This window comes from Variovorax sp. 05N34, from assembly GCF_056397405.1.
Genome location: NZ_JBFTNI010000010.1, coordinates 121,915 through 144,444, shown reverse-complemented (window position 1 = coordinate 144,444; position 22,530 = coordinate 121,915). Strand labels below are relative to the sequence as shown.

Genomic DNA, 22,530 nt, shown 5'->3' with positions numbered 1-22,530 from the left:
ATGGCTTCAGTGAGGATTGCGCATCACAGCAATTCCCTTGCGCGTGTCACTCGGGGGACCCCCGGATAGAATCGTTGTGCGGCGCAGCAGAGCCTGTGCATTCACTCCCGCCAACCCGATGGTTTCTCCCAACGCCAAAGAAGTTTTCATCCAGGGCATCACTCAAGATGGCCGGACGTTTCGCCCGAGTGACTGGGCGGAACGCTTGGCGGGCGTGATGTGCTCGTTTCGGCCGGGCGGTCCGCAACCTGGAAGCCATCTCACCTATTCGCCGTGGTGCGTGCCGACCGTCATCAATGGTGTGAAGTGCGTCGTGGTCAATCGCGCACTGCGTGACGCTGAACCCATGGCTTGGGATTTCTGCCTCAATTTCGCCCGGGACAACAACCTTCAGGTTGCCGAAGCGTGCCTCGTGCCGGATGCTTTGCCTGAGGCCATTGCAAGGCCAGCGCCAGCCGAGAAGAAGTAGACGTTCGAGAATGAACCGCCCATAAAGAAACCGCCCGAAGGCGGTTTTTTTACTTTGCTGCAGCGCACCCCGATCAAACGGCGGACCAGCGAACCAGTCCGGGCTGTTTGCCTGAAAAGGTCAGGCGGCGGCCTTTTCAGGGGCGAGGGCCAGGTTCTTGACCTTGGCCGCGAGGCGGCTCTTGTCGCGAGCGGCCTTGTTCTTGTGGAAGATGCCCTTGTCGGCGACGGTGTCGACAACGCTCTGGGCCTTCGCGAAGAGTTCCGCTGCCTTGGTCTTGTCGCCGGCCAGGACGGCCTTTTCGACATTCTTCACAGCGGTGCGGTATTTGGAACGCAGCGAAGTGTTCGCAGCGTTGAGCTTGACGTCCTGGCGGACGCGTTTACGGCCCGACGCAAGGCGCGGGTTCTTTTTCTTGGGCTTGGTAGATGCCACGGTGATATTCCTTGAGTGTCTGGGGATGATGCAGCAAAGCCTTCCATTATAGGCGAGCGGCTGAGACTCGTCCTATTCCATTCAGAGAACGCGCGTGGGCACATACACTTCCGCCTCGTGTCCCTTTTTAAATCCGCCTCCACCGTCTCGCTGCTGACCCTCGCTTCCCGAGTGACAGGCCTCATCCGAGACGTCCTGATGACCTCGGTATTCGGCGTCAGCGCCATGACCGACGCCTTCTACGTCGCTTTCCGCATCCCCAATCTGTTTCGAAGGGTATTTGGGGAGGGGGCCTTCAGCCAAGCCTTCGTGCCGGTTCTTGCGGCGTGCAAGACCGAGCACGGCGACGAGGGCGCCAAAAATCTGATCGACCATGTGGCGACGCTGCTGGCCTGGACCCTTGTCATTGTGTGCCTGCTCGGCGTGGTCGCGGCACCCGTGATGGTGTGGGCGATGGCCAGCGGGCTCAAACAAACTGCAAACGGCTTCGATGCCGCAGTCGTCATGACGCGGTGGATGTTCCCGTACATCGGCTTCATGTCGCTGGTCGCATTGGCCGGTGGCGTACTCAACACTTGGCGGAAGTTCGCCGTGCCAGCGGCCTCGCCCGTCCTGTTGAACGTGGCGCTGATACTGTCGATCGTGGTCGGCGCGCCGTGGTTCAGGCGGATCGGCATAGAGCCGATCTACGCGCAATGCATCGGCGTGATGGTCGGGGGCGCGCTGCAACTGGCACTCCAGGTGCCCGCCTTGCGCGGGCTCGGCATGATGCCGCGAATCGGCGCTAGCGCCAGTGCGGTCCGTGCTGCATGGAATGACCCGACCACACGCAAAATCACGAAGCTGATGCTGCCCGCGCTGATCGGCGTGAGCGTCGCGCAGATCTCATTGCTCATCAATACCCAGATCGCCTCCCACCTCGCGACCGGTAGCGTCACTTGGGTCACCAACGCCGATCGGCTGATGGAGTTTCCCACCGCCATGCTGGGCGTCGCTTTGGGCGTCGTGCTCATGCCGCAACTCGCCGGCGCTCGCGCTGCCAAGGACGACGCGCGCTATTCGTCCATGCTGGACTGGGGCCTTCGCCTCGTGGTTTTGCTTTCGGCCCCCTGTGCGCTGGCGCTGCTGGTTTTTTCGCAGCCGCTGGTTGCCGTCCTCTTCCACAACGGCGCTTTCAGCGAAACCGACGTGCAGCGCACCACGGTCGCGCTCATGGGCTATGGCGTCGGGCTGATCGGCCTGGTGGCGATCAAGGTCCTCGCGCCCGGCTATTACGCCAAGCACGACATGCGCACGCCCATGTTGATCGCAGTCGGTGTGCTGGTGCTGACTCAGGCGCTGAACTTCGTACTGGTGCCGCTCCTGCAGCACGCGGCGCTCACGCTCACGATCGGCATCGGCGCACTCGTCAACGCGATGTGGCTGCTGATCGGATTAATCCGGCGGGGCAGCTACAAGCCTGAGCCCGGCTGGGGCAAGTTCCTGCTGCAGGTGGTCATCGGCACCGCTGTGCTCTCGGTCCTCCTGATCTGGGGTGCGCAGCACTTCGACTGGATCGCCATGCGGGCGGAGCGTCTGCAGCGAATCGGGCTTCTCGCGGCGTTGATCGCGGGCGCTGCCGTTCTTTATTTCGCAGTTTTAGCAGCGGTCGGTCTCAAGCTGCGGAGTTTTATCCGCCATTGAACGGCACGCCTTGACGGTCCCCCCGCGCTCCTCTACAAAGACACATGACGTTCAGCTTCTCGGCGCCCACGGCGCTCGAATATTTCGATTCGCTCGTCCGGAGCGATGAGGAATTTCCACTGCTCGAGGCAGCGGCGAGCCTTGCGCAGGACGAATACCCAGAACTCGACGTTCAGCAAGTCCTCGGCGACGTCGATCAACTCCTGGCGCGTCTCAAGCGGCGCCTGCCAGCCGATGCGGCGCCGCTGCACCGATTGCGGGCGCTCAACCAGTTCTTTTTTCACGACCTGAATTTCGGCGGCAACGTCAACGACTACTACGACCCTGACAACAGCTATCTCAATGCTGTCTTGCGGACTCGGCGCGGTATTCCGATATCGCTGGCGGTCCTCTGGATGGAATTGGCGCACGGCCTTGGCCTCCAGGCGCGGGGAGTCGGCTTTCCCGGCCATTTCATGCTGAAGGTCACCTTGCCCAAAGGTCAGGTCGTCATCGATCCCTTCACGGGAAAATCACTTTCCCGCGAAGAACTGAGCGAGCGCCTCGAGCCTTACAAGCGGAGCAACGGCCTCGTCGGCGACTTCGACGTGCCGCTGGGCCTTTATCTCCAGCCGGCAACGCCGCGAGAAATCATCGGACGCATGCTGCGGAACCTTAAGGAGATCCATCATGCCCAGGAAGACTGGCAGCGCGCGATTGCCGTGCAGGATCGGCTGATCGCGCTGCTTCCGGAGGCGTGGGCCGAGCATCGCGACCGCGGCCTCGCGCATGCCGAACAAGGCAATCACGCGCTGGCAGTGCGCGATCTGGAGACGTATCTCGCGCACGCCGAAGATGCGCTCGATATCGATGCCATCGCCGAACGTGTCGCTGCACTGCGTCGCGCGGAGAACTGATGGAATCGACACCGCTCGTGGCCGCCGACCTCGGCACGCTGCATGAATTCCATGGTGTTCAACCGGTGCTTCCGGTGGCGGACGCCGCGCGGGCGGCGCGCTATTTTCGAGACGTGCTTGGCTTCGAACTTGATTTCATTGCCGGCGAGCCGCCAAGCTACGCCCGAGTGAAGAAGGGTGATCGAACTTACGGCGATCCGGTGTACATCCGCCTTTGGCAATGCAGCGGACGCGATGTCATGCCATGGCGTGGCGAAATCGTGATTCACGTGGGGCGCGACATCGATGGATTGCACGCCGCGTATGTGCGGCGCGGTGTGGTCGTGCTGGAGCCGCCGACATCCCAGCCCTGGGGTTTGCGCGAATTTGCGATCCGCGAGCCTGACGGGCATGTCTTGCGGTTCTGCGGCTATCTCTGATCCGCTGAAATGCAAGGGGGAAGGTTCGCGTCAGGCTATACCAGCCCCGCCACCTTCAGCTCTTTCTTCAGATAGGCATAGAAGAGCGGCGCAGCCACCAGACCGGCGGGGCCAAATACCGCTTCCGCCACGAACATGACGGCGAGCAATTCCCAGACTGCCATCTGCGTGCGGCTTCCAACCACCTTCGCATTGATCAGGTATTCAGCCTTGTGGATGAGGATCAGAAATGCGAGGCATGCCAGCGCCACGATGGGTGAAACCGAAAGCCCCACCAGCGTGATGACGGTATTGCAGATGAGATTGCCGACGATAGGCACCAGGCCTGCAACAAAGGTCAAGGTGACGAGTGCGGGCGTGTAGGGCAGCTGCATTTCCCAAAGCGGCAGCAGGAACAGCAAAAAAATGGCCGTCAGGAAGGTGTTGAAGGCCGCGATCCAGAACTGCGCGGCCACGATTTGCCCAAAGGCCTCGCCGAACAGAATGATGCGGAGTCTGAGCTGGCGCGCCAGCGGCCGCTTCGACGGAGTCTGATTGGCGATGGCGGCCAATGCGCCAACGATCAGGCCAACATACGCGAACAGCAAACCGCCCAGCCAGGCACGGCCGGTCAGCGCGAGCGATCCGGCCTGGGTACGCAGATAGCCGGCAATGATGCGCTGCACCTCCACGGCGCCTTCGGGCAGATAGACGGCCATTTCGGGGGGAAGCTTGAGCCGGAGTTCCAGCACGGTGCGGGCAACGAAGTCGAGCAACTCTTGATACTGCTGTGGCGCATTCAGCACGAACTCGCGAGCTTCGGCGAACCCGAGCGTGAGCAGGCCGATCGGCGCAAGCATCACCGCTGTCGCTGCGGCAATCCTCGGAAACGGCGGCGTCACGGCCCAGGCGGGATCGTTCGCGCTCAATTTTCGCGATCTCCGAAGGCTCGCGTACAGCACGCGCGCGATCCATCGCGTGGCAAGGAATCCGATGCAGACGCACAGCAGACCAGGCAAGAGGCCCTGCCACATGACGAGCAGCAAAGCCCCGGCGATCAGCAGGTAGCTGGCCGCGATCAGCGCACGCGACGGGGCGGCAGTGGGCTCGATCACGCGTCGCAGGCTGCTCAGCCGACGACGACGGCCGCGCCGGAACCGCGTTCGGCGATCACGCCGATTTCGTGCACGGTCTCGCCTTCCGCGCGCAGCGTCGCCGCGCAGGCGGCAGCGTTGGCAGCGTCGATCACGACCACCATGCCGATCCCGTTGTTGAAGGTGCGGTTCATTTCAACGTCGTCGATGCCTGCGATCTTCTGCAACCAGGCAAAGAGTTCGGTCTGCGGCCAGCTCCCCTTGCGGAGGTGAGCGGCTGTGCCATCGGGCAGCACGCGCGGAATGTTCTCCAGCAGGCCTCCACCCGTGATGTGCGCCAGCGCCTTAATTGGGTGTTTCGCGAGTGCCGCCAGCACAGGCTTCACGTAGAGGTGGGTAGGCGCCATCACAGCCTCGCGGAACGGCCTTCCATCGAGCGTGGCGGGCAGAGCGTCGCCAGCGCGTTCGATGACCTTGCGCACCAGGCTGAAGCCATTGGAATGCACGCCTGCCGAGGCGAGCCCCAGTACCACGTCACCAAGCTTCACGTTTTGGCCGGTGAGGATCAGCGACTTCTCGACCGCGCCGACGGCAAATCCGGCCAGATCGTACTCGCCAGCCGGGTACATGCCGGGCATTTCAGCCGTCTCCCCCCCGATGAGGGCGCAGCCGCTGAGTTCACAGCCGCGTGCAATCCCTCCGACAACTGCCGCCGCCGTGTCGACGTCCAGCTTGCCGCAGGCGAAATAATCGAGAAAGAAAAGGGGCTCGGCACCTTGCACCAGCACGTCATTGACGCTCATGGCCACGAGGTCGATGCCGACCGTGTCATGCATGTTCCATTCGAAGGCGAGCTTGAGCTTGGTGCCCACACCGTCGGTGCCGCTCACGAGCACGGGTTCCTTGTAGCGCTTGGGCACTTCGAAGAGGGCGCCAAAACCCCCGATTCCTGCCAGCACGCCCTCGCGCATCGTCTTCCTGGCGAGCGGCTTGATGCGGTCGACCAACGCGTCGCCAGCGTCGATGTCGACGCCTGCATCCTTGTAGCTGAGCGGGGTGGAGGAGTTGGGATTCATGGGCGGAGGCCGGGCTGAGGAAGGGAAGGCGGAAGGAAGAGGAGGACAATGACGCCGGCAAGCGATGCGGGCGGGCCGATAGAATTCGCGACGATTTTAAGGGTGCTCATTGGCCATCTTCCGGGCTGGTCATTCCGTCTCTCCGTGTATTTGCGCCGTCCCTATCGGAAAAGGGCAAAACGTCTCCCGGCAGTCGCGCGGCGCGCTGCCCTGACTTATGAATCTTTTTTTCGTGTCCTTCGCGTCACCTCAACCGCTCGCTGCAGTCGCGGCATGAAGCAACTCGCGCTCGACATCGGCATTGCAACCGGCCCGACACTGGACGGTTTCTTCGCTGGACCGAACGAACCGGCGTTGCGGCACTTGAAGCTGTGGGTGGGTGACGCGCAAGTGCCGACGGTCCATTCGCCTGTGCCGACCTATCTCTGGGGCGACAGTGGAAGCGGCAAGACGCACTTGCTCGAAGCCGTCCGGGCAGCCCTCAAGAACCAGGGTGCAAGCGCCGGTTGGCTGCATCCCGGCGTGACCGATCCTCCTGAGTTCGACGAGCGCTGGGGTGCGGTGGTGTTGGACGACGTGCATCTCTATACCGCTGTGCAACAGCATGTGGCCTTCAACTGGTTCGTCAATGCTCAGAGCCTGCAGCGCGGGGTGGTGGCCGCAGGTGCGGTGCCGCCGGCCGACCTCCCGTTGCGCGAGGATCTGCGTACGCGACTCGGCTGGGGCCATGTGTTCCACTTGCAGGTCCTGAGCGAGACCGAGCGTCGCGCGGTGCTGCGGCAGGCCGCTGACAGCCGTGGCGTGATGCTTTCCGACGAAGTCCTCGACTACATGCTGCATCGCTTCAGTCGTGACCTCGGGAGCCTGATGGAACTGCTCACACAGCTCGACGGCTACGCCCTGCAAACGCAGCGCGCGATCACGATCCCGCTGATTCGGTCGATGCTCGAAAATGAATGAGGCGCATCGCGCGCCGAAACCTTCCTTCCAATGATCAAGAAATTCATCGACAAACTCCTCGGCAAGTCCGGCGGCGGCTCATCCAACGGCAAGGCTCGTTTCGGCAAGCGCCAGGAGGTTGCCGCCTCGGTGCACGGCATCGATCCGGCCTTGGTCGATGAGCGGGCCAAGAACGTCGTCACCACACTCCAGGGCGCAGGCTTCGAGGCTTACGTGGTGGGCGGGGCGGTTCGCGACCTGCTGCTTGGTTTGCGGCCGAAGGACTTCGACGTTGCAACCAACGCAACGCCGGAGCAGGTCAAGAGCCTGTTCCGTCGCGCCTTCATCATCGGGCGGCGGTTTCGCATCGTCCACGTGGTGTACGGACGCGGACGCGAGCACGAGGTGATCGAAGTCTCCACCTTCCGCGCATACATGGACAGCACGGGCGCCGAGCAGGTCGCCGGCAACGAGCGCACCAGCAAGGGCGAACTCGCCGGAATGAAGCACGCTGTCGACGCCAGCGGCCGCGTCTTGCGCGACAACGTGTGGGGCCCGCAGGAAGAAGACGCTGCGCGACGCGACTTCACCGTCAACGCGATGTATTACGACCCGGCCAGCCAGATCGTCGTCGACTATCACAACGGCATCCGCGACGCCAAGAAGCTCACGCTGCGCATGATCGGCGATCCGATCACGCGCTACCGCGAAGACCCGGTGCGCATCATTCGTGCAATCCGGTTCTCGGCCAAGCTGGCTGCTCTCGGTTTCAAGCTCGAACCCAAGACCGCCGCGCCCCTGATCGAGTCGAGCCGCCTTCTCGCGGACGTGCCGCAAAGCCGGCTGTTCGACGAAATGCTCAAGCTGCTGCAGACGGGCCATGCGGTCGCGACCATCGCGCAACTGCGTGCGCTCGGCCTCTCGACAGGCATCTACCCTTTGCTCGACATCGTCGTCGAACGCGCCGACCAGCCGTTCGTCAAAGCCGCCTTGCAGGACACGGATCGCCGCGTGGGCGAAGGCAAACCCGTGGCGCCGAGTTTCCTGCTCGCGTGCGTGCTGTGGGCCGATGTGCGCGACGGATGGGCGCAGCGCCAGCAGGGCCAACACGGTCAGCGGCCGCAAGCGCCGTTTCCTGCCTTGCAGGACGCGATCGACGACGTCTTCAATGCACGCATCGGCGACGTCTCCGGCCGCGGCAAACTCGCGGCCGACATGCGCGAGATCTGGATGATGCAGCCTCGGTTCGACAAGCGCATCGGCGCCACGCCATACAGCTTGGTGGAACAAGCGCGATTCCGAGCAGCCTTCGATTTCATGCGACTGCGCGCGGACGTCGGCGAAGTGGGGGAGGCGATCGCCGAATGGTGGCAGGAATTCAGCACCGCCGACGACGTGCGGCGGCAGGACTTGATGGATCAGGTCCGAGACGAACAGCAGAAGAAGGCCCGACAGCGCATCCCGGCGCGCACTCCCGCCAGTGGCTCCTCCGGGCATCAGGCGGCATTGCCGGCTGCCGAAGCCGACTCCGCGCTCCCACCCGATGGCGAAATTGCTACGGAGCCGCGAAAGCGCCGGCGTCGGCGCAAGCCGCGCAGCGGCGGCGAAGCAGCGAGCGCAGCCGCCGAATGACCGTCCGCGCCTACGTCGCGATCGGCGCCAATCTCGGCGATGCGCGGGCCGCCGTGTTGCGCGCAGCGTCAGACCTGGACGAATTGCCCGAAACGCGGGTGACTGCGCGCTCGTCGCTCTACCGGAGCGAACCCGTCGACGCAGGCGGCCCAGACTTCATCAATGCAGTCGTTGAACTGGATACAGGCCTGGAACCGCACGCCCTGTTGGACGAACTCCATCGGCTCGAAACCCGTGCCGGACGCGAACGCCCCTACCAGAACGCGCCGCGGACCCTCGACCTCGATCTCTTGCGTCACGGTGAGACCGTCATGAACACCGCAACGCTCACCCTTCCTCATCCGCGCATGGCAGAGCGTGCATTCGTCCTCCTGCCCCTGGCGGAAATCGCGCCGGACCAAGTCACAAGAGCCCAGATCCAGCGGGTGGCTGATCAGCGGATAGAACGCCTCTGACCGTCGGCGTCAGCCCTGCCCATTACACTTGCGCGGATTTTTCACGATGGCGTCACGCGCATATGCTGTGACGGCGCGAACCCAGGAGACCGCCATGTTCGGCAAGCTGCTGCCCCGCGAGGGGAATTTCTTCGAGATGTTCAACCAACACGCCGATCGCATCGTCGAAGCGGCGCGTGCCTTCGAGCAGCTGGTAGCAAACTACAACGATCTGCACCTGCGCGAGCAGTACAACCGTGACGTCGACAACGCTGAGCGCGCCGCCGACCGCGTGACCCACGACGTCAACCGGCTGATTCACAAGACCTTCATCACGCCGATCGACCGCGAGCAGATCCATAAGCTGATCAACACGATGGACGATGTGGCGGACCTGATACAGGATTCCGCTGAGACCATGGCGCTCTACGACGTGCGCCACATGACGGAAGAGATTACCCGTCTCACCGCATTGAGCGTCAAATGCTGCGAAAGGGTGAAGGACGCAGTCAAGTTCCTGGGCAAGATCACCGACCCAGCCACAGCCGAAGCCACACTCAAGACCTGCGAGGAAATCGATCGGCTGGAATCGGATGCGGATCGGGTGATGCGTAGCGCAATGAGCAAACTCTTCCGCGAAGAACCGGATGTGCGCGAGGTCATCAAGCTGAAGGCCATCTACGAATTGCTCGAGACGATCACAGACAAGTGCGAGGACGTCGCCAACGTGATCGAGGGCATCGTCCTCGAGAATTCCTGAGATCGCGGGATTCGAATGGCAACGGTTCAGGTCGCCCTTTGGGTGGTAGTTGTGCTGGTCGTTCTGGCCATCGCTTTCGATTTCATGAACGGGTTCCACGACGCGGCGAATTCCATTGCCACCGTCGTGTCGACCGGCGTGCTCAAGCCGGGTCAGGCGGTCGTGTTTGCGGCGTTTTTCAACCTCGTCGCTATTTTTGTATTCCACCTCAGCGTGGCGGCAACCATTGGCAAGGGGATCGTGCAGCCGGGTGTTGTGGATGTGCACGTGGTCTTCGGCGCACTGGTCGGCGCGATCAGCTGGAATCTCGTCACCTGGTACTACGGTATTCCGAGTAGCTCTTCGCATGCACTCATTGGTGGCATCGTGGGCGCAGTCATCGCCAAGGCAGGCTCTGGCGCGCTGATAGCCGCTGGCATCTGGAAGACAGTGGCGTTCATCTTCGTTTCGCCACTGCTTGGGTTTCTGCTCGGGTCATTGATGATGATCGTCGTGGCGTGGGCCTTCAGGCGATCGACGCCGTCTCGGGTCGACCGCTGGTTCCGAAGGCTGCAACTCGTCTCGGCAGGTGCCTACAGCCTCGGCCACGGTGGTAACGATGCACAAAAGACGATTGGCATCATCTGGATGCTACTGATCGCGACCGGCTATGCAGCCGCGGACGCCGAGTTGCCGCCGACATGGACGATCGTGTCCTGCTATGCAGCTATTTCGCTAGGCACGATGTTCGGCGGCTGGCGCATCGTCAAGACCATGGGCCAGAAGATCACCAAACTCAAGCCGGTAGGCGGATTTTGCGCCGAGACCGGGGGAGCGCTGACGCTGTTCCTGGCAACGGCGCTCGGGATTCCGGTGTCGACAACGCACACCATCACCGGTGCGATCGTCGGTGTGGGATCAGCGCAGCGCGCCAGCGCTGTGCGCTGGGGCGTGGCAGGCAATATCGTCTGGGCTTGGATCTTCACGATCCCCGCGTCGGCATTCGTCGCGGCAATTGCTTATTGGATCGGCATCCAGATTTTTTGAGGCCCAGCGCTCGACTGGACCTACCCGGACTATTGGGAAATTCTTCGACCTGCTTCGACCTCGTGCTCGAAGTAGCGCTGAAAACTGAATGCCAAGCTTGCCATGAGTATGGTGCTGCCGAAGAGCAGTGCCATCACGACTGCCCCGATCGTGAGCCAGTTCGTACTTCCGGCCGCTGGGACATTGGTTGCAGAAAACTTCGGGTTGTAGCGGGCATTCCACTTTTCGGGCGTCATCAGCCCATACACGATGGCGGTCAGGGCGCAACCCGAAATCGTGAATCCCAGTAACGGGACCAAGACCCAGCTCCAGGCGTCGTCAAGGCCGTAGGTTTGCACGCGTTCGATACCGTACAGGCCCAGCACCGTGGGAATGGGCAGGAGCCAACCCAGAGTGCTCGATGCGCCCCGAAGATAGAAGCAATGCAAACCAAACGGGCCGCCGAGAAACGCCAGCCACGCCGCCAAGGTTTTGTTTTTCATTGCTCAGGACTCGTCGAACTACCTTCGCCCAATACTTTTTCCATGAGCACGACGTCCCGCCATTGGCCAAATTTCCAGCCGCAGTCCTTCAACACTCCAACATGGCTGAACCCGTGCCTTCGGTGCACGCCGATGGAACCGGCGTTTGCCGAATCGCCGATCACCGCGATCAGCTTGCGAACGCCGACCGATTCGGTGGCTTCGCAAAGCGCCGCCAGCAGTTTTGTACCGAGGCCCTGGCCGCGTGCGTTCTCGGCGAGGTAAATGGAGTCTTCGGCGGAAAAACGATAGGCGGGTCGGGGCTTGAACCAATTGCAATATGCGAAGCCGAGGATTTCGCCATCCTTTTCGGCGACAAGGTAGGGAAGATTTTTCGACAGGACGTCCGCTCGTCGTGCGGCCATGTCGGCATCGGTAGGAGGCTCGGTTTCGAAGGTGCCCGTCCCGTGCAGGACGTGATGGGCATAAATGGCTGTGATTGCGACGATGTCTTGGTCGCGGCTGGGGCGGATGATGGTCATGCAGCAATTCCCGGTAGGACGGGTCTAGAAAAAATAGCTCCCGGGCTATAATCGTTGGCTTTTCAGCGTGTCGCTGGCCGGGTGGCCATGTCGCGTGTCTCGACGCTGAAAGAACACTGTGGGCGGGCCTTTCGGGTTCGCCGCACCACCCAAGGATAAATCATGGTCGTCATTCGACTCTCCCGCGGCGGCTCCAAAGGTCGTCCGTTTTTCAACATCGTCGTGTCGGACAAGCGTGTTCGCCGCGATGGACGTTTCATCGAGCGCCTGGGTTTTTACAACCCGATCGCCAAGGAAAACGAAGAAAGCATCCGCATCGCCCAGGATCGCCTGACCTATTGGAAGAGCGTTGGCGCACAGGCTTCCCCGACGGTCACCCGTCTGATCAAGCAAGCGGCCGCAGCCGCTCCCAAGGCAGCCGCCTAACCCGCCGTAAGCGATGCTACCCACCCTCGAGACCGCCGACCTTCCGGTGGATGCGATCGAAGTGGGGCGCATCGTCGATGCTTGGGGCATCAAGGGTTGGTTCAAGGTCCAACCCCACAGCGCCCAACCTGAGGCACTTTTTTCATCCAAGCGCTGGTTCCTGCAGCTCCCCGGCGCAGCGGCCGGCCAAACTTTCCGACTCGCGATCCGCGAGGCCAAGGAACATTCCGACTACGTCGTCGCTTCGTCCACAGGAGTGCCCGACCGTAATGCGGCCGAAGCACTTCGAGGCGCGCGTGTGTTGGTCCCGCGTTCAAGCTTTCCCACAGCTGGCGATGACGAGTACTACTGGGTTGATCTCATCGGGCTCGCTGTCGTGAATCGCGAAGGCATCACGTTGGGCCACGTGCGTGAACTGCTTGCCACCGGTCCGCAGACCACACTCGTCCTCGCTTCAGAAGAAGACGGCAAGCCAGTCGAACGAATGGTTCCTTTTGTGTCGGCTTTTGTCGAAAGCGTCGACCTTTCGAGTCGGCTGATCAAAGTCGACTGGCAGCCCGACTACTGAGCGGTCTGAGATGAGGCCGTCATGCGCTTCGACATCATCACCCTGTTCCCCGAACTGTTTTCGCCACTTCTTTCGAATGGCGTGACGCGTCGCGCCTACGAGTCCAAGCAGGTCGAGGTTGTGTTTTGGAATCCGCGCGATTTTGCCGAAGGAAACTATCGGCGCGTCGATGATCGGCCGTTCGGCGGCGGCCCTGGGATGGTGATGCTGGCGCAGCCCCTGTCGGACTGCCTTGACGCCGCGCTGGCATCGCGCCAGGCTGCAGCCCCAGTTGTCTTGTTTTCACCGGTGGGCGAAACATTGCGCCACGACGACGTCGAGCGTTGGTCGGCTGGTGATGGGGCGATTCTGATCTGCGGGCGGTACGAGGGCATCGATCAGCGTTTTATCGATGCAAGGGTCTCGCACCAAATCAGCCTCGGTGACTTTGTGTTGTCCGGTGGCGAAATTGCCGCCATGGCGCTCTTGGATGCCGTGGCGCGGCTGCAGCCCGGTGTCTTGGGGGATCAGGACAGCCACGTTCAGGACAGCTTCAATCCTGCCCTCGACGGCTTGCTTGATTGCCCGCACTACACGCGACCTGAAATCTGGAATAGCGAGGGCGTCCCTGCTGTCTTGATGTCGGGCCATCACCTCCAGATCGATCGCTGGCGCCGCGATCAAAGGTTGGCAATTACCTCCGAGAAGCGCCCCGACCTGATCGATGCTGCCCGGCGCGCGGGTCGCCTTAGCGCGGCAGACGAAAAAGCTCTCCAGAAAAAGCTATAATTTTCGGTTCCCGATCCTCTGCCCGGCCGCGCCTTCACCCGAAGGCGCCATTTGTGTAGCGCGGACATGATCGATCTCAGGAAATCATGAATCTCATCCAGACCCTCGAGCAGGAAGAAATCGCCCGCCTCGGCAAGAAAATCCCCGACTTCATGCCCGGTGACACGGTCATCGTCAGCGTGAACGTCGTCGAAGGAAGTCGCAAGCGCGTTCAGGCTTACGAAGGCGTCGTGATCGCCAAACGTAATCGCGGCCTCAACAGCGGCTTTACGGTTCGCAAGATCTCCAGCGGCGAAGGCGTCGAGCGTACGTTCCAGACCTACAGTCCTTTGATCGCCAATATCGAGGTCAAGCGTCGTGGCGATGTCCGTCGTGCCAAGCTGTACTATCTTCGCGAACGCAGCGGCCGCTCGGCTCGCATCAAGGAAAAATTGCCGGGCAAGTCGGCAGCAACGGCAGCTCAGTAAAAAGCTGCATGGCACGCGAAAAGCCGCCGTTCAAGGCGGCTTTTTGCATTGGCATCTCCGATTTTTGTGGTGCCGTGCCCTCGCTGCCATTGTTTTCGCGTTTAACTCATCAAGTCCATCTACTTGACCCATCTTCCATCGGCCATGCGCGCTTCCCCTGTCGAAACGATCAATGCCGTTCTTCCCGTGGCCCTGCGGTCGTTCGATCCTCGCGAAGTGCCCGTCACCTTTGTTGATTCCAATATGCCGGCGGTTTCGCCCGAGCGACTCAGCGCCCATGGCTTGCGCGATCGCTTTGCGGCGCCGCCCGAATGGGTCCCCGAACTTCGTCGCGAGCCCCAGATGACGGACCGAGCACCCGCTCAAGCCGCGGTGCTGGTGCCGGTGATCATGCGGGACAAGCCCACGGTCTTGCTGACTGAACGCTCCGCCCAACTGACCAATCATTCCGGCCAGGTGGCTTTCCCCGGCGGCCGGGTCGATCCGGAGGATGCCAACATCGCCGCGGCTGCGCTTCGAGAAGCTTGGGAAGAGGTTGGGCTTTCGGCCGAATACATTGAAGTCTTGGGAAGTCTGCCGACGTACACGACGATCACCTCATTCGTCGTCACACCGGTCGTTGCACTCGTACGCCCCGATTTTCAATTGACGATCAATCCCTATGAAGTCGCCGAGGCCTTCGAAGTGCCTTTCGCCTTTCTGATGGACCCTGCAAATCACCGTCACCACACCATGGTCGGCGACGACCTCAAGTCTCGCGAGTGGATTTCGATGCCATATCAAGACGGCTCTCAGGAGCGTTTCGTCTGGGGCGCCACGGCGGGTATGTTGCGCAATCTCTACCGCTTTCTCTCCGCCTGAGCGGCCATCCAGCTGCCCTGAAGCCTCTCGTATCATCACCGCATGAGCTTCTTTGCGATCCTGTGCGCGTTGCTGATCGAGCAGGTGCGGCCCTTGGCCTACCACAATCCCGTCTATGGCGGCGTGCTTGCGTGGACGCGCTGGACCAGCCGCAACTTCGATGCGGGCAAGCCCAATCATGGTTGGGTAGCCTGGTGCCTTGCCGTGTTCGTACCGACCGTGCTTTCGCTCGCCGTGCACTGGCTTCTGGTTCTGAGTCTGGGACTTCCGTTTGCGGTTCTGTGGAGCGTTGCGGTTCTGTACGTCACATTGGGATTTCGACAGTTCAGTCATCATTTCACCGGCATTCGAGACGCATTGGACGAAGGCGACGAGCCCTTGGCACGGTCGCTACTTGCGCATTGGCAACGAGTGGATGCCGTCAACCTGCCGCGCAGCGAAATTGTTCGGCACGTGATCGAGCATTCGGTGATCGCTGCGCATCGGCACGTCTTTGGGGTGCTGGCCTGGTTTTCGATCCTTGCGGCGATTGGCCTCGGCCCTGCTGGCGCTGTGTTCTATCGGATGAGCGAATTCGTCGCGCGCTATTGGACGCACAAGAGTGGCGCATCCACTCAACCATCCAGCATTTGGGTTCAGCGGGCCGCCGAGCGCGCTTGGGCATTGATCGACTGGCTGCCAGCCAGGATTACCGCCCTCGGCTTTGCAGTTGTGGGCAGCTTCGAGGAGGCGATCGATTGCTGGCGCAATGATGCTCGCCGATTTCCCAATCAGAACGATGGCGTAATCCTCGCGGCGACTTCGGGTGCAGTCAACGTGCGCCTCGGCGGCGGTACGCTGAGCCCCTTTCCGGTGACAGACCCATTGCCACGTGCACAAGCGGGAGATTCGTTCGCCGACGGAAGTGTGCCGGACAGCGGAAGCACACCAGGACGCGAGCCGGAGCCCGCGCATCTGCGCAGCGTTGTGGGACTTGTCTGGCGCTCCGTGGTGATGTGGATGGTTCTGTTGGCGTTGCTCACACTGGCCCGCTTGCTGGGCTGAGGCTGGGAGCCGAGCGTGTCCAATGCCTCGACCTTCTGGAGCCCACGCATTGCCGCGCTCGAACCCTATGTGCCCGGTGAGCAACCGCGAATCGCGAACCTCATCAAGCTCAACACCAACGAAAATCCCTATCCGCCCTCACCGCGCGTGGTCGGCGCGATCAAAAGGGCGGCTGAAAGCGGACTCGAGCGCTATCCCGATCCTGAATCGGCAGTGTTGCGTGAAGCACTCGCTGAGCAGCACGGTCTGGACGCTTCTCAAGTGTTTGTCGGCAACGGTTCAGACGAGGTTCTGGCCCACGCCTTCTTCGCGTTCTTTCAGCAGTCCCAACCCCTGCTGATTCCAGACGTCACATACAGCTTCTACCGCGTCTACGCACAGCTCTACGGAATCGCATGCGAACTCGAAGCAGTGGACGAAGGTCTCCGCATCGATGCTGAGGCGCTGGCCGCGCGAGCTGCGAGCGGTTGTGGCGGCATCGTCGTCTCTAATCCAAACGCGCCGACTGGCATCGGATTGCCGCTTGCCCAGATCGAGCTGTTGCTGCTCGCGTGTCCGAATCGCGTGGTGCTGGTGGACGAGGCATACGTCGACTTTGGCGGGGAAAGCGCGCTGCCACTGATCGGCCACTATCCGAATCTGCTGGTTGTGCAGACCTTGTCCAAGTCGCGCTCGCTCGCAGGTTTGCGGGTCGGCTTTGCTTTCGGCCAGGCGCATCTCGTCGATGGGCTGCAGCGTGTCAAGAACAGCTTCAATTCGTATCCAGTGGATCGGCTCGCGCTGGCAGGTGCCCTGGCTGCCATCGAAGACGAAGACTGGTTCGAAAGAACACGCAAGGACGTGATCGACACGCGTGAAGGGCTTTTGCTGCAACTGGAAGACTTGGGCTTCGAAGTCCTGCCGTCCCAGGCCAATTTTCTATTTGCACGGCACCCCGCGCATGACGCCCGCCGACTTGCTGCGTCACTCCGTGAAAAGGCAGTGCTCGTGCGCCATTTTCAGCAGCCGCGCATCGCGGAGTACTTGCGGATCAGCGTCGGCACGCGAGATCAGTGTTCTGCATTCGTCGATGCACTGGCGGAAATCCTCGGCGCTCAGTAACGCGATTGGCTCAGTTCGGCGAACAACTCGCCATAGATGCGGTAGCGGGATGCACTGATGGCGCCTGGATGCGAAGACGACTCCACCTGCGCAATCACGCTGCAGCCTGGTTCGTGCAGGTGCGTGCAGTTGTAGAACCTGCAGCCCGTCGCGTGCTCGGCGATATCGGGCATGAGCTGCGCAAGCTGCATGGCTTCGATGTGATGCAGCCCGAATTCCTGGAACCCCGGCGAATCAATGAGGGCGGTGTTGGTCGCCTTGTCCATCCAATACCAGGTCGTGCTCGTCGTAGTGTGCTTGCCCGAATTGAGCGCCTGCGAAATTTCGCCTGTCAGGACGGTGGCGCCGGGCACCAGCAAGTTGATCATCGTGCTCTTGCCCGCGCCCGAAGGACCCAGCACCAGCGTGGTCCTGCCGGTGAGCAGCGCCGTCAGCGCCGCGCGATCAGCTTCGCCAGAGGCCGTGAGTGCCAATGGCAGCACCTCATAGCCCATGTGCCTGTAAGGGGCCAACCTGTTCCAGGCACGATCGAATGGAATCTTCAAGTCACGCTTGTTGAGCGCGACGAGTGCGGTGATGTGTTCAGCCGCGGCCGCGATCAAGGCGCGTGTCAGCTGGGTCTCTGAAAACTCGGGCTCCGCGGCGATGAGGATCAACACCTGGTCGAGATTGGCGGCGAAAGATTTGGTCCGGATTTCATCCTGTCGATAGAACAGGTTCTTGCGCGGAAGCACCTCTTCGATGGTGCCCTCGTCCTGGCTCACCTGCCACTGCACCCGGTCGCCGACGACGGCCTGGCTCTTCTTGCCGCGCGGATGACAAATCACGCGCTCGCCTTCGGGTGTTTCGACAATGCAGTGGCGGCCGTGCCCAGCGACAACCAACCCGTCGCGCAGCGCCGTGCCGTCGGTGCCGGCGCGCTGCTTAGCCAAGAGTGCGTTCCATGCGTCGGCCCAAGCGTTGGTTCAAGTGTCGAGCAGCGCGTCGGCCTGCGCCGCGCAGTCGAAATCGGTCGCCGAGATGCCACCCAGGTCGTGGGTATTGAATCGCACCACGCAACGGCTGTAGTGGACCGTGAGATCCGGATGGTGATCGTGTTTGTGAGCCACCATCGCAAGCGCGTTCACGAAGGCGATCGTCTCGAAGTAGTTCGCGAAGGTGAACGTCTTTTCAATCGCGACGTTCGCCCCGTCGCCTGCCAATTTCCAGCCATCCAGATGCGCGAGGCTTGCCACGATCTCCGTGGCGCTCAGGGCCCGGCGGGGCTGGGACTTCCAGTCCTTGAATTTCATCATGCTGTTCATCGTCGGCATTCCGGTTCAGGTGACGGCTGCCATTCGCGCAAGGCGTTCGGACGCCGGTGGGTGCGAATAGTAGAACTTGACGAATATCGGGTCCGGCGTCAGTGTTGAGGCGTTGTCTTTATAGAGCTTGAGGAGCGCCGCGGAAAGACTGGAGCCACTCGTCTGGGCGACTGCATAGGCATCGGCCTCGAATTCATGCCGTCTTGATATCAACACTGGCAGCGGCGCCACGAAGAAGCCGAAGACAGGCACCACCAGCATAAAGAGGAGGATGGCAAGCGCGTCGTTGGGCGCTGACATGTTCGGTTGCACACCCAGCCCGGCGTAGAACCACGTGTGTACCGACAGCCAGCCCAGCAGAGCGAAACCAGCCAGGCTGAGCGCGAACATCGCAGCCATTCGTTTCATGACGTGCCGATGCTTGAAATGGCCCAACTCGTGGGCGAGCACGGCTTCGACCTCGCCGGCATTCAGTTGTCGCAGCAGCGTGTCGTAGAAGACGACGCGCTTGCTGGCACCGAACCCGGTGAAATATGCGTTGGCATGGGCGCTGCGCGTGCTGCCGTCCATCACGAAGAGGCCCTTTGCCGAAAAACCGCAGCGCTGCATCAATGCGTTCACACGGTCCTTGAGAGCAGCGTCGTCCAGCGGCTGGAACTTGTTGAAGAGTGGGGCAATGAAGGTGGGATAGACCAGCATCAAGAGCAGATTGAACGCTGTCCACGCACCCCAGGCCCAGAGCCACCAAAAGACCCCGGCTGCGCTCATGAGCCACAGAATGAGCGCCGCGAGCGGCAAGCCGATCATGGCACCCACCAGCATGCCCTTGACTGCATCCGCAATCCATAGGCGCCACGTCATCTTGTTGAACCCGAAACGCTCCTCCAGCCGAAAGGTCTGCCAGAGCGTGAAGGGCAACTCCAGAACCGCGCCAATCACCGCGAAGGCGCCGAGAAGAGCCAATTGCTGCAATAGTCCGCCGTCCATCCAGCCCAGCAGTGTCTTGTTGAGCAGGTCGAGGCCGCCGAGCAGGGTCCAACCCAACAGCACGGCGCCGCTCCACGCCATCTCGAGCACGCCAAGCCGCGTTTTCGCCATCGTGTAGTCGGCCGCCTTTTGGTGCGCCTCGAGCGTGATCGCCTGCGCGAAGGCCTGCGGGACGATGTTGCGATGACGTGCCACGTGGCGCACTTGCCGCGTCGCGAGCCAGAACTTCACGACCAGCCCCGCGACCAGCGCAAGGGCGAAAGCCAAGGTGAAGGCGAGGGGCGCTGACGACGTGGTGGACATGGCGGCCGAGTTTAGCCCGCCGACCTGCCGCCCGTCGGCGGCGGACGCGTTGCGTACGCTCTCCATGTGGGCGAGGCTGATCTTCGGAAGGGGKTATGGACGACAATCGCCGAATGCCCGAATCCACCGAAACGGTCGCACCTGCGGCCACGCTCAAGAAGACCGATCAGAACCTCGTCTGGCTCGACTGCGAAATGAGTGGTCTGGACCCCGAAAAGGAACGGCTGCTGGAAATCGCAGTGGTCGTCACGGGTCCTGATCTCTCGCCGCGCATCGAAGGCCCGGTCCTTGTCATCCACCAGAGCGACGAACTGCTGGACGGCATGGATTCCTGGAACAAGGGAACGCATGGGCGCAGCGGGTTGATCGACAAGGTCAAGGCGTCCACCTTGGATGAAGCCGCGGCAGAGCAACAGCTGATTCAGTTCATCTCGCGGTACATCCCCAAAAGCGGCTCGCCGATGTGCGGCAACACCATCGGCCAGGATCGCCGCTTCCTGGTCAAGTACATGCCCAAGCTGGAGGCGTATTTCCATTACCGCAACCTGGATGTCAGCACGCTCAAGGAGCTTGCCAAACGCTGGAAGCCGGCCGCCTATAACGCTTTCAAGAAGCAACAAGCTCATACGGCACTCGCCGACGTCCACGAGTCCATCGACGAACTGGCGCATTACCGCGAGACCTTTCTGCGCATCCAGGATTAGGTGAAAACCCGGGTTCGTGCAATAATCGCTGGCTTCGCTATTGGCAACTAGACATGTCTGATAGCGTTTTCCTGCATCTCCCTATCTTGCACATCGCGCCCGAATAAGAGGGCCGCAGCTTCGGCGAAAGTCGCAGCTGAACGTCGTTGGATGGTTGATGTTTTTCACCACCCGACGGAGCGCCGTTTACGGCTGCGCTCGCGTATGAGACTTTTTTAATGACCGACGCTTTTGAAGCGCAGGGCGATTTCGCGCCTGTGCAATCCGACAACTTCGCCATCGCTGGTGAAGCCGAATTCATCTCCATCACCACCCCTGCAGTCGAAGGCATCCAAGCCGCCGAGCAGCCCAAGGCGCCGAATGGCTTCGTGAAGCTGGGCCTCGCGCCTGAACTGATCGCCGCCGTCGAAGACCTGGGCTTTGCCCAGCCGACCGTCGTGCAGGAACAGGTGATCCCTCGTGCCATGACAGCCACCGGCGACGTCGGCGGCCCCGCTCGCTTCGTCGACCTGATGGTTTCCAGCCAGACCGGCAGCGGCAAGACGGCGGCGTTCCTGCTGCCTGTGCTTCACACCCTGCTGCAGCGCCAAGCCGAAGCGGAAGCCGCCGCGAAGGCTGAGTTCCAGCGTCTCGCTGCAGAGGCCGCCGCCCGCGGCGAAGCGCCGCCCAAGAGGCCGAAGCGCAAGGATCCCACCAACACGCGCAACTTCAAGGCCGCCACGCCCGGTGCGCTGGTGCTCTGCCCCACGCGCGAACTGGCGCAGCAGGTCGCGCATGACGCGATCGATCTGGTCAACCATTGCCGTGGCCTGCGTATCGCCAGCGTGGTTGGCGGCATGCCTTACCAGTTGCAGATCGCCAAGTTGCAGAACGCCGACCTCGTCGTCGCTACGCCGGGCCGCCTGCTCGATCTGCAGCGTTCGATGCAGATCAAGCTCGACCAAGTCAAGTTCCTCGTCGTCGATGAGGCTGACCGCATGCTCGACCTCGGCTTCTCGGACGATCTCGCCGAAGTGAACCAACTGACGATCGAACGCCAGCAGACCATGATGTTCAGCGCGACGTTTGCGCCGCGCATCCAGCAACTCGCGCAGCGCGTGATGCGCGAACCGCAGCGTCTGACCATCGACAGTCCTCAGGAAAAACACGCCAACATCAAGCAGATGCTTTTCTGGGCTGACAACACCCAGCACAAGCGCAAGTTGCTCGACCATTGGCTCCGCGACACCAGCATCAACCAGGCCATCGTGTTTGCGAGCACCCAGGTCGAGTGCGATGGCCTTGCCAACGACCTCCAGCAGGACGGCTTCAGCGCCGTTGCGCTGCACGGCGCATTGAGCCAGGGACTGCGCAACCGTCGCCTGATGGCACTCCGCCAGGGACAGGTGCAGATCCTCGTCGCGACCGACGTTGCCGCGCGCGGCATCGACGTGCCGACCATCACGCACGTCTTCAACTTCGGCCTGCCGATGAAGGCGGAGGATTACACGCACCGCATCGGCCGCACCGGTCGGGCAGGGCGCGATGGCCTCGCCATTACCTTCGCCGAGTTGCGTGATCGCCGCCGGATCTTCGACATCGAGGCATACACCCGCCAGCAATTCAAGTCGCAAGTCGTTCCGGGCCTCGAGCCCCAGCAACGCGCACCGCAGTCGCGTCCGCAAGGCGATTTCGGCGGCCGCGGCCGTGACAGCCGTGACCATCATTCGCGCGATCGCAAATTCGGCGGTGGTGGCAACGGGCATCGCGGCGGCGCTGGCGCAGGCTATGCCGGCGCCAGCGGCTTCAACGATCGCAATTCGCGCGGCCCCGGCGCTCCGGCGCCCCGTGGCTTCCAGAACCAGGGCAATGCCGGTTTTGGCGGTGATCGCAATGAAGGCGGATACGGCCGCAAGCCGGGTTGGGGCGACAGCGCACCGCGCGGCGGTACCGGCGGAACTCGCAGTGATGGATTCGCGCCCCGTGGCCATGCCGGCGGCGGCAAGGTCTTCGTACCGCGCGATGCGCAGAAACGTGGGTTCAAGCCTACTCGCTGATATCGGTCAATAGCAGCGGACCATAAGGCCGCTGCCAACCTTCAAAAAGCCCGCACTTTCACGAGTGCGGGCTTTTTGCCTTTCGGGCGATCGAAAAGTCGAGCCGTTGAGCCGAC

The 22,530-nt window shown here is 61.9% G+C and carries 26 protein-coding genes; 18 read left to right on the top strand and 8 right to left on the bottom strand.

Annotated elements, in window-relative coordinates; genetic code table 11:
* Positions 1-118 precede the first annotated feature (118 nt).
* Positions 119-469, top strand: a complete 351-nt coding sequence (locus AC1DMA_RS25110; RefSeq protein WP_478127243.1) for a DUF3579 domain-containing protein — start codon at positions 119-121, stop codon at positions 467-469.
* A 120-nt stretch (positions 470-589) separates the two neighbouring features.
* On the opposite strand, the gene rpsT is transcribed toward AC1DMA_RS25110, so the two are convergent.
* A complete protein-coding gene (gene rpsT, locus AC1DMA_RS25105; protein ID WP_478100514.1) occupies positions 590-904 on the bottom strand; it encodes a 30S ribosomal protein S20 in 315 nt (104 codons plus the stop codon).
* Positions 905-1,021: 117 nt separating this feature from the next.
* Between rpsT and murJ the strand changes: the two genes are divergently transcribed.
* Genes murJ through AC1DMA_RS25090 form a run of 3 tightly spaced genes read left to right on the top strand, consistent with a single transcriptional unit; the run spans position 1,022 to position 3,902 of the window.
* Positions 1,022-2,587, top strand: a complete 1,566-nt coding sequence (murJ, locus tag AC1DMA_RS25100; RefSeq protein WP_478145831.1) for a murein biosynthesis integral membrane protein MurJ — start codon at positions 1,022-1,024, stop codon at positions 2,585-2,587.
* A gap of 44 nt (positions 2,588-2,631) precedes the next feature.
* Entirely contained in the window at positions 2,632-3,483 is an 852-nt protein-coding gene (locus AC1DMA_RS25095; RefSeq protein ID WP_478127241.1) for a SirB1 family protein, read from the top strand.
* The gene (locus tag AC1DMA_RS25090) at positions 3,483-3,902 is read left to right on the top strand and encodes a bleomycin resistance protein (RefSeq protein ID WP_478145830.1); all 420 of its coding nucleotides are present in this window, start codon (positions 3,483-3,485) and stop codon (positions 3,900-3,902) included. The genes AC1DMA_RS25095 and AC1DMA_RS25090 overlap by 1 nt, the downstream gene beginning before the upstream one ends.
* Positions 3,903-3,937: 35 nt before the next feature.
* Here AC1DMA_RS25090 and AC1DMA_RS25085 read toward each other — a convergent pair whose 3' ends face one another.
* A complete protein-coding gene (locus AC1DMA_RS25085) occupies positions 3,938-4,996 on the bottom strand; it encodes an AI-2E family transporter (protein WP_478127239.1) in 1,059 nt (352 codons plus the stop codon).
* A gap of 14 nt (positions 4,997-5,010) precedes the next feature.
* The gene (purM, locus tag AC1DMA_RS25080) at positions 5,011-6,051 is read right to left on the bottom strand and encodes a phosphoribosylformylglycinamidine cyclo-ligase (protein WP_478127238.1); all 1,041 of its coding nucleotides are present in this window, start codon (positions 6,049-6,051) and stop codon (positions 5,011-5,013) included.
* Positions 6,052-6,324: 273 nt separating this feature from the next.
* Between purM and hda the strand changes: the two genes are divergently transcribed.
* The 5 genes from hda to AC1DMA_RS25055 all read left to right on the top strand — a co-directional run bounded on the left by hda (position 6,325) and on the right by AC1DMA_RS25055 (position 10,842).
* Positions 6,325-7,011 (top strand): DnaA regulatory inactivator Hda, encoded by a 687-nt coding sequence (gene hda, locus AC1DMA_RS25075; protein WP_478127237.1) that lies wholly within the window; start codon positions 6,325-6,327, stop codon positions 7,009-7,011.
* Between the two features lie 30 nt (positions 7,012-7,041).
* On the top strand, positions 7,042-8,622 hold the full coding sequence (pcnB, locus tag AC1DMA_RS25070) for a polynucleotide adenylyltransferase PcnB (RefSeq protein ID WP_478127236.1): 1,581 nt from the start codon (positions 7,042-7,044) through the stop codon (positions 8,620-8,622).
* Positions 8,619-9,077 (top strand): 2-amino-4-hydroxy-6-hydroxymethyldihydropteridine diphosphokinase, encoded by a 459-nt coding sequence (folK, locus tag AC1DMA_RS25065; RefSeq protein ID WP_478127235.1) that lies wholly within the window; start codon positions 8,619-8,621, stop codon positions 9,075-9,077. The genes pcnB and folK overlap by 4 nt, the downstream gene beginning before the upstream one ends.
* A 94-nt stretch (positions 9,078-9,171) precedes the next feature.
* On the top strand, positions 9,172-9,816 hold the full coding sequence (locus AC1DMA_RS25060; protein WP_478127234.1) for a DUF47 domain-containing protein: 645 nt from the start codon (positions 9,172-9,174) through the stop codon (positions 9,814-9,816).
* Between the two features lie 15 nt (positions 9,817-9,831).
* On the top strand, positions 9,832-10,842 hold the full coding sequence (locus AC1DMA_RS25055; protein ID WP_478127233.1) for an inorganic phosphate transporter: 1,011 nt from the start codon (positions 9,832-9,834) through the stop codon (positions 10,840-10,842).
* A 29-nt stretch (positions 10,843-10,871) separates the two neighbouring features.
* Here the strand turns inward: AC1DMA_RS25055 and AC1DMA_RS25050 are convergent, their stop codons facing one another.
* Together AC1DMA_RS25050 and AC1DMA_RS25045 are read right to left on the bottom strand one after the other, a co-directional pair.
* On the bottom strand, positions 10,872-11,324 hold the full coding sequence (locus tag AC1DMA_RS25050; RefSeq protein WP_478145829.1) for a TM2 domain-containing protein: 453 nt from the start codon (positions 11,322-11,324) through the stop codon (positions 10,872-10,874).
* Complete coding sequence (locus AC1DMA_RS25045) at positions 11,321-11,845, bottom strand: N-acetyltransferase family protein (protein ID WP_478145828.1); 525 nt, start codon at positions 11,843-11,845, stop codon at positions 11,321-11,323. The genes AC1DMA_RS25050 and AC1DMA_RS25045 overlap by 4 nt, the downstream gene beginning before the upstream one ends.
* A 162-nt stretch (positions 11,846-12,007) precedes the next feature.
* Here AC1DMA_RS25045 and rpsP point away from each other — a divergent pair, with 162 nt between their 5' ends.
* From rpsP to hisC, 7 genes are all read left to right on the top strand, one after another.
* Entirely contained in the window at positions 12,008-12,271 is a 264-nt protein-coding gene (gene rpsP, locus AC1DMA_RS25040; RefSeq protein ID WP_478145827.1) for a 30S ribosomal protein S16, read from the top strand.
* A 13-nt stretch (positions 12,272-12,284) separates the two neighbouring features.
* Entirely contained in the window at positions 12,285-12,839 is a 555-nt protein-coding gene (gene rimM, locus AC1DMA_RS25035) for a ribosome maturation factor RimM (RefSeq protein WP_478127229.1), read from the top strand.
* Between the two features lie 21 nt (positions 12,840-12,860).
* A complete protein-coding gene (gene trmD / locus AC1DMA_RS25030; RefSeq protein WP_478127228.1) occupies positions 12,861-13,607 on the top strand; it encodes a tRNA (guanosine(37)-N1)-methyltransferase TrmD in 747 nt (248 codons plus the stop codon).
* Between the two features lie 86 nt (positions 13,608-13,693).
* Positions 13,694-14,074, top strand: coding sequence for a 50S ribosomal protein L19 (rplS, locus tag AC1DMA_RS25025; protein WP_478145826.1), 381 nt, complete (start codon positions 13,694-13,696; stop codon positions 14,072-14,074).
* A 144-nt stretch (positions 14,075-14,218) separates the two neighbouring features.
* The gene (locus tag AC1DMA_RS25020; RefSeq protein WP_478127226.1) at positions 14,219-14,935 is read left to right on the top strand and encodes a CoA pyrophosphatase; all 717 of its coding nucleotides are present in this window, start codon (positions 14,219-14,221) and stop codon (positions 14,933-14,935) included.
* Between the two features lie 42 nt (positions 14,936-14,977).
* Positions 14,978-15,979, top strand: coding sequence for a CobD/CbiB family protein (locus AC1DMA_RS25015; protein WP_478127225.1), 1,002 nt, complete (start codon positions 14,978-14,980; stop codon positions 15,977-15,979).
* 15 nt (positions 15,980-15,994) lie between these two features.
* Positions 15,995-17,080, top strand: a complete 1,086-nt coding sequence (gene hisC, locus AC1DMA_RS25010; protein ID WP_478145825.1) for a histidinol-phosphate transaminase — start codon at positions 15,995-15,997, stop codon at positions 17,078-17,080.
* Here the strand turns inward: hisC and rsgA are convergent.
* The 3 genes from rsgA to AC1DMA_RS24995 are packed head-to-tail and all read right to left on the bottom strand — an operon-like array spanning position 17,074 to position 19,674.
* Complete coding sequence (rsgA, locus tag AC1DMA_RS25005; protein ID WP_478145824.1) at positions 17,074-18,012, bottom strand: ribosome small subunit-dependent GTPase A; 939 nt, start codon at positions 18,010-18,012, stop codon at positions 17,074-17,076. The genes hisC and rsgA overlap by 7 nt on opposite strands.
* Before the next feature lie 33 nt (positions 18,013-18,045).
* Positions 18,046-18,384, bottom strand: a complete 339-nt coding sequence (locus AC1DMA_RS25000; RefSeq protein WP_478127222.1) for a 4a-hydroxytetrahydrobiopterin dehydratase — start codon at positions 18,382-18,384, stop codon at positions 18,046-18,048.
* Positions 18,385-18,399: 15 nt separating this feature from the next.
* Positions 18,400-19,674, bottom strand: coding sequence for a M48 family metallopeptidase (locus tag AC1DMA_RS24995; RefSeq protein WP_478145884.1), 1,275 nt, complete (start codon positions 19,672-19,674; stop codon positions 18,400-18,402).
* Positions 19,675-19,769: 95 nt separating this feature from the next.
* On the opposite strand from AC1DMA_RS24995, the gene orn reads away from it, so the two are divergent.
* Both orn and AC1DMA_RS24985 read left to right on the top strand, forming a co-directional pair.
* Entirely contained in the window at positions 19,770-20,378 is a 609-nt protein-coding gene (orn, locus tag AC1DMA_RS24990) for an oligoribonuclease (protein ID WP_478127221.1), read from the top strand.
* Between the two features lie 218 nt (positions 20,379-20,596).
* Complete coding sequence (locus AC1DMA_RS24985) at positions 20,597-22,414, top strand: DEAD/DEAH box helicase (protein WP_478145823.1); 1,818 nt, start codon at positions 20,597-20,599, stop codon at positions 22,412-22,414.
* Positions 22,415-22,530: the final 116 nt, after the last annotated feature.